This window comes from Pseudomonadota bacterium, assembly GCA_039196715.1.
Lineage (GTDB): Bacteria > Pseudomonadota > Gammaproteobacteria > CALCKW01 > CALCKW01 > CALCKW01.
The window spans coordinates 1-6,177 of the sequence record JBCCUP010000132.1 but is presented as its reverse complement, the minus strand read 5'-3'; the positions used below and the strand labels follow the sequence as shown (position 1 = coordinate 6,177).

The following is a 6,177-nucleotide window of genomic DNA, read 5'->3' as shown; positions in this document are numbered from 1 at the left end:
GGCAGGTTCCTTAGTGCAGTCAACTCGTGACGTCGATAGGGTGCTGGCGTGCGGATAGCCCATCGGGGTCCGATGTTGGACGGCAACATCACACAGAGACCGAATACACGCTCGCAATCGACTTCGTGTTGATACATCCAAGCCTTGTCTTGCAAACGGGGAGGAGTCCATACACGCTCCCACAGGGGATCGTGGCCGCATCACGCTACCGACGCCACACGCCCTTGTGGGAGCCGTGTCCTCGCAACGCGAGACGCGGCGAATGTCGCACCACCGCATTCGAGCCAGTCAACGCGGCGACACAAAAAGCGCGTAAGGTGGAGCTCTCGCCACACGCTACAGGATGTTCACATGCGCACACACGACCTTCCGTTTTCCCGCCGCCGGTTCCTGAAGGCCGCAAGCGCCGGTACTGCACTCGCTGCGTTGCACCCCTATTCGGTGTTCGCCAAAAGCAACCAGGCGCACCTGCGCATCCTCGAAACCACCGACTTGCACGTGCACGTCTACCCGTACGACTACTACGGTGACCGCCCGGCCGACAATGTCGGCCTTGCGCGCACGGCTTCGATCGTGAAAAGCATCCGCGACGAGGCGCACAACAGCCTGCTGATCGACAACGGCGATTTCGTCCAAGGCAACCCGATGGGCGACTACATCGCCTACGAGAAAGGCCTGTCCGAGGGTGACATCCACCCGGTGATCGCGGCGATGAACACCCTCGGCTTCGACGCCACCACGCTCGGCAACCACGAATTCAACTACGGGCTCGACTTCCTCGATGCGGTGCTCGGCGGCGCCAACTTCCCGGTGGTGTGCGCCAACGTCGCGGCCGGAAAACTCGGCGCCACCGCGCAACAGGACACGCCACTCGCACACGTCAAGCCCTACGCCATCCTGGACCGCGAGGTCACCGACGGTGACGGCAACCGCCACCCGATCAAGGTTGGCCTGATCGGCTTTGTGCCCCAACAGATCATGAACTGGGATCGCCGCTGGCTGGAAGGCAATGTGTCGACGCGCGATATCGTCAGCGCTGCTGAAGCCTGGGTCCCCGAGGTGCGCGAAGCCGGTGCCGACATCGTGATCGCACTCTCGCACTCCGGCATCGACTCCGGCGCCCGCACCGACGGCATGGAGAACGCCTCCTTGCACCTCGCCGGTGTCGACGGCATCGATGGCCTCCTGACCGGCCACCACCACCTCGTCTTCCCGAGCCCCAAGTACGCCGACCTTCCAGGCGTCGACGCCACAAAGGGCACGCTACAGGGCAAGCCCGCTGTCATGTCGGGCTTCTGGGGCTCACACCTCGGCGTGATGGACCTGCTGCTTGAAATGCAGGGGGACAGCTGGGGGATTGTGTCGTTCCAGAACGAAGCCCGGCCGATCTCCGAACGCATTGAACGCAAGAATGTCCCCCTCGTCGAGAGCCAGCAAGCCGTGCTCGACGCGGTCAAGGCCGACCACGAGGCCACCCTCGCCTACGTGCGCCGCGCCGTTGGCAAGACCGCCGCGCCGCTCCACTCGTACTTTGCGCTGGTCGCGGACGACCCCTCGGTGCAGATCGTGAGTCAGGCGCAAACCTGGTACATCAACGAGATGATGAAAGGCACCGAATGGGAAGGGCTGGCGGTGCTGTCCGCGGCCGCACCGTTCAAGGCCGGCGGCCGCGGCGGGCCGGAGTACTATACCGACGTGCCGGTGGGCGACGTGGCGATCAAGCACGTCTCCGACCTCTACCTCTACCCCAACACCGTGCGTGCGGTTGCCATCACCGGCGCCCAGGTGAAGGAGTGGCTTGAGCGCTCTGCCGGCATGTTCAACCAGATTCAGGCCGGCGTTGCCGATCAGGCGTTGATCAACCCGTCGTTTCCCTCCTACAACTTCGACGTGATCGACGGCGTCAGTTACCGCATCGACCTGACCCAGCCGTCCAAGTACGGCCCGAAGGGCGAACTCATCAACCCGGGGGCCAGCCGTATTGCGGACCTGCAATACGGCGGCGCACCAATCGACCCGGCGCAGCGGTTCATCGTGGCGACGAACAACTACCGTGCGGGCGGTGGCGGCAACTTTCCCGCCATTAACGGCGACGTCGTGGTCTTCGTCGGCCCCGACACCAACCGCGACGTGATCGTGCGGTACATTGTCGACCGCGGCACGATCAACCCGAAGGCCGATTCGAACTGGTCGTTCGCCCCGATTGCTGGCGCGAGTGTGGTGTTTGACACCGGGCCCGCTGCAAAGCAGCACGTGGGCGACGTGACGGCCGTTGCGATCGAACCGGCAGGCGACGCCGAGGACGGTTTCGCACGGTACCGCTTCAGTCTCGACGGCTGAGGCGACTGCCAGACTCACTGGGCGTGCTGCACACGGCAGGCGCCTTCAAGCACTCGCGCCTACTCGCTACGCGAGGTAGACGCTCCCACAAAGATCCGGGCCACATCATGTCACCGGAGCCACACACCCCTGTGGGAGCCGCGTCCTCATGAAATGAGACGCGGCGAAGGGATGTTGAGCCTGGCCACCAGACTTTCGCGCCATCTTGGCTTTGCCAAGGATGACGCTCCCACAGGGATCGGGGCCGCATCATGTCACCGGAGCCACACACCTCTGTGGGAGCGTGGGCTCTGCGCAGCAGACCCGCGCGAAGGGATGTCGAACCTGGCCACCAGACTTTCGCGCCATCTTGGCTGCGCCAAGGATGACGCTCCCACAGGGATCGGGGCCGCATCACGCTACTGAAGCCACATGCCCCGTGGGAGCCGTGTCCTCGTGACAACGAGACGCGGCGTATAGACGCTCCCACAGTGGATAGTCGAGTGTCAGACGAACGGCAGTTCACACGCAGTGCCGGGCACCGGATTACCGTGCTTGTGCACGACCACGCTATCGCCCGGTTTGACACTGACCGGCACGAGCAGGAACCCGATCACCTTGTCAAGTTTCGGCGAGTACGTGCCGCAGGTCATGCTGCCGACCACCTGCCCGTCGACCGACACGTCGTACCAGATGGCGTGGCTCTGAAACTGCGAAGTGTCGTCGAGCACCACACCGAGCTGGTGCCGCGTCGGGCCTTCCGCCGCAATGCGGCGCAGCGCCTGAATGCCGATAACGTCGTCCGGTACGTCGAGATCGACGTACTCGCCCAGGCGCACCTCGAAGGGGTTGGTGTTGTCGTCGGTGTCGCCGCCGAAGGACAGCATGCCGCCTTCCATGCGTTCAGACGGGTTGGGGTTGCCCGGCCCAATGCCCCAGGGTTCACCGGCCTCGCGAACGATGTTCCACAAGTCTGTCCCGCGTGACCCGTCCATCAGGTAGATCTCGAAGCCGCCTTGCTTCGAGTAACCCGAGCGGCCGATCTTGACGGGGATGCCCTCGATCTCGGCGTGTTTGAACCAGAAGAAGCGGATGTCGCGGATCCAGTCGCCAAACACCGCTGCCACCACGTTCTCCGCGTCCGGCCCCTGCACGGCGAGCGGCGAGACGTCCGGCTCGGTGATGACGACATCGAAGCCACGCTCGGCCGCGATCGCGCGCGACCAGAGCAGGATGTTGTTGTCGGCAATCGACAACCAGAAGCAGGTCTCCGAGATCTTCAACACGATCGGGTCGTTGATCAGCACACCCCGGTGGTCGCACATCGCGACGTACTTGCCCTGGTCGACCTGGCAGGTCGAGAGGTCGCGGGTGCACAACACCTGGGTGCAACGCGCCGCGTCCGGCCCTTCGATCTGGACCTGGCGTTCGACCGCGACATCCCAGAGCGCCACGCCTTCGGTGAGCCGCTTGTACTCCGCGTCGAGGTGGCCGAACGACGTCGGCATGAGCATGCCGTTGTACGGCGAAAACGCCGTCACGCCTTCTGCCACAGTGGCGTCGTAAAACGGCGATGCCCGCAGGCGGGTGTTTGGTCCAATCTCGGCCATGGTGGGCGTGGTCTCTGTGTGTGTGCCCGGGCACGCCGAGCACGGTGGTCAGGGGTGGCGCCGTGTCACGGGGCGCCTGAGGGTACGAAGCAACGTCGGCGGTCACACGGGCGCACCACCTGACGTCGGGCTAGGGTGTCAGGTGTCGCCCGAGGACCTTTCCAGGCGCTGCGCCAGACGATCGCGCTCGGTGTCTTTCATGGCATAGCTGTGCTCAGCATCGGGAAACGCACCCGATCGCACATCGTCAGCGTAGGCCGAGAAGGCCGCGACAGCCACCTCAGCGAGGTTCGCGTAGCGCTTTGCGAACTTCGGCTTGAAGGTGTCAAACGCGCCAAGCAGGTCGTAGCCGTTCAGAAGCTGTGCGGTGCCAGCCGCCCCGGCACCGATCGCAAAGGTGAAAATATCAACCGCGTCGTCAACGGCCTTGGCCACTTCAAACGGCATCGCCTCGATCTCGATGCCGATGGCCCCGGCCTCTTCAATGGCGCGCGCGTTGTCGATGATCTCGAGCGCCGCCTCGCAGGTGCGCCCCTGCATCTTGAACCCACCGAACCGGTGGACGTAGTGCGGCAGCAGCCCGACGTGGCTCATGATCGGCACCCCTGCGTCGGCAACCGCCTTGATGATGTCGAACTTCTCGCGCCCGCCCTGGAGCTTGAGCGCGTCGGCGCCGCTCTCCTTCATCATGCGCACGGCGTTCGCGACCGCCATGTCGCGCGTTGCGTAGGAGCCGTAGGGCATCGACACGATGCAGAAGGTGTCCGGCGCCCCGCGCCGCACCGCCCGCGTGTGCTCAATCATCTGGTCGACGGTCATCGCGAGCGTGTTCTCGTGCCCGTAGAGCGTCATGCCGAGGCTGTCGCCCACGCCGACAATGTCCACGCCCGCCCGCGCGGCCCAGCGCGCGGTCAACACCTCGCCGACCGCCACCATCACCAGCCGTTCGCCGGCACGCTTTTTCTCGGCCAGGGCCGGGACCGTGAGTTTGGGGTTGGCCATTGCGCCACTCCACGCCAAGGTTGCCAAAGGCCGCCAGTCTACTGTCTCGAACGAGCCCGGCAAACAGTGCGACGGAGTCGAACAGCGTGCTTGGGTGGAAGGGGTTACTAGGGGCAGATCACCAGCCACGTCGATCGCAGCACCGATGAACCAACACGTTGCAGCAACCGACAACCGACAGTCAGCCCGCTAGACAATCAGATCAGTCCGAATCCACGTCGGTCACCACCGTGAACTTTTCGGCGTACGGAAATGAAGACCCGAGCCGGGCAAACTCGCCGAGGCAGTGGGCGTCCACCTGGGCCTGCTGGGCCGTGGTCAGCAACTGCTTGGCGCTGCCGGTCTTGCCCTCGCGAATCAGCGGCACGAACCCCGAATCCCATGCGGGCGGGTCGAACTTGTGGTTGTTGGCTTTCATGTAAGCGAAATCGCTCTTGGCCGCCACCTTGTCAACCTGCGCCTCCGTCAGGTCGATGCCCAGGAACGTGGCCAACTGACGGATGGTGCCGCGCGGGTCCGCCTGCATCTCCTCGTAGATGAGCACCAGGACGTTGTCCCGGTCACTGATGGACCACCAACTGTCGATGAACATCGGCCAGGGCTGGTAGATGAAGTTGTCGCTGATGAACGTGTCTATCCACACCTGCGGCGGCACGATGTCGTCAAACAACAACTGGTTGAAGCCGTTCTCGAAATGCACGAGCGACACCAGCATGTCCTTGGGGTCGCGCACCACCGTGATGTACTTGGCCTCTTCCCGGTAGGGCACGTAGGCCGCTTCCAGGTGGCTCTTGATCACGTGCAACCCGGTTGGCGAATCGGCCAGGTGACTGCGGTCATCGACTTCCGGTGTCTCTAGCGGGATCAGTTTGTCCGGCCAGGGAATGACCCGATCGAGGTGCTCGAAGTCCCCCTCGCCCAAGTAGCCGATCTGGTACGCCATCTGAAGCGCCCAGGTGGTGCCGCTTTTGGGGTAAGTGGAGACAACCACATCGCCCTTGCCGGGCGTGTAGTGCTGATACGCCGCCCGCTTGAAGTCAGCCGAGTTGGACAGGTCCCGCCCCCACACCTCGACGATCTTGGCGTAGTCCTGGGTCGCATACAGCGCCTTGATCTCGTCCAGCACCTCGTCAGCCATGCACTCACCTCAACGCGTGTGGGTTGGCTCGCCACCTTAAACCAACACCTTAAACCAAGACAGCCACCCTTGGCACACAAACGCAACGCCGCTGGCATCGAAAACCTG

4 protein-coding genes are annotated in these 6,177 nt (G+C 63.8%); 1 reads left to right on the top strand and 3 read right to left on the bottom strand.

Annotated features, from left to right (window positions below; translation table 11 throughout):
• Window positions 1–351: 351 nt before the first annotated feature.
• Window positions 352–2,340, top strand: coding sequence for a bifunctional 2',3'-cyclic-nucleotide 2'-phosphodiesterase/3'-nucleotidase (locus tag AAGA11_22370; protein ID MEM9605621.1), 1,989 nt, complete (start codon window positions 352–354; stop codon window positions 2,338–2,340).
• A gap of 485 nt (window positions 2,341–2,825) precedes the next feature.
• On the opposite strand, the gene AAGA11_22365 is transcribed toward AAGA11_22370, so the two are convergent.
• From AAGA11_22365 to AAGA11_22355, 3 genes are all read right to left on the bottom strand, one after another.
• Window positions 2,826–3,929 (bottom strand): glycine cleavage T C-terminal barrel domain-containing protein, encoded by a 1,104-nt coding sequence (locus AAGA11_22365; protein MEM9605620.1) that lies wholly within the window; start codon window positions 3,927–3,929, stop codon window positions 2,826–2,828.
• Between the two features lie 138 nt (window positions 3,930–4,067).
• Window positions 4,068–4,931, bottom strand: a complete 864-nt coding sequence (gene panB / locus AAGA11_22360; GenBank protein MEM9605619.1) for a 3-methyl-2-oxobutanoate hydroxymethyltransferase — start codon at window positions 4,929–4,931, stop codon at window positions 4,068–4,070.
• A gap of 202 nt (window positions 4,932–5,133) precedes the next feature.
• Window positions 5,134–6,069: a sulfotransferase domain-containing protein gene (locus AAGA11_22355; GenBank protein MEM9605618.1), complete on the bottom strand. Its 936-nt coding sequence runs from the start codon at window positions 6,067–6,069 to the stop codon at window positions 5,134–5,136.
• Window positions 6,070–6,177 lie beyond the last annotated feature (108 nt).

What these genes read in the sequence shown, in the direction of transcription:
- AAGA11_22370 (MEM9605621.1), top strand. Translation starts at nt 352, where the DNA reads ATGCGCACACACGACCTTCCGTTTTCCCGCCGCCGGTTCCTGAAGGCC.
- AAGA11_22365 (MEM9605620.1), bottom strand. Translation starts at nt 3,929, where the DNA reads ATGGCCGAGATTGGACCAAACACCCGCCTGCGGGCATCGCCGTTTTAC.
- panB (MEM9605619.1), bottom strand. Translation starts at nt 4,931, where the DNA reads ATGGCCAACCCCAAACTCACGGTCCCGGCCCTGGCCGAGAAAAAGCGT.
- AAGA11_22355 (MEM9605618.1), bottom strand. Translation starts at nt 6,069, where the DNA reads ATGGCTGACGAGGTGCTGGACGAGATCAAGGCGCTGTATGCGACCCAG.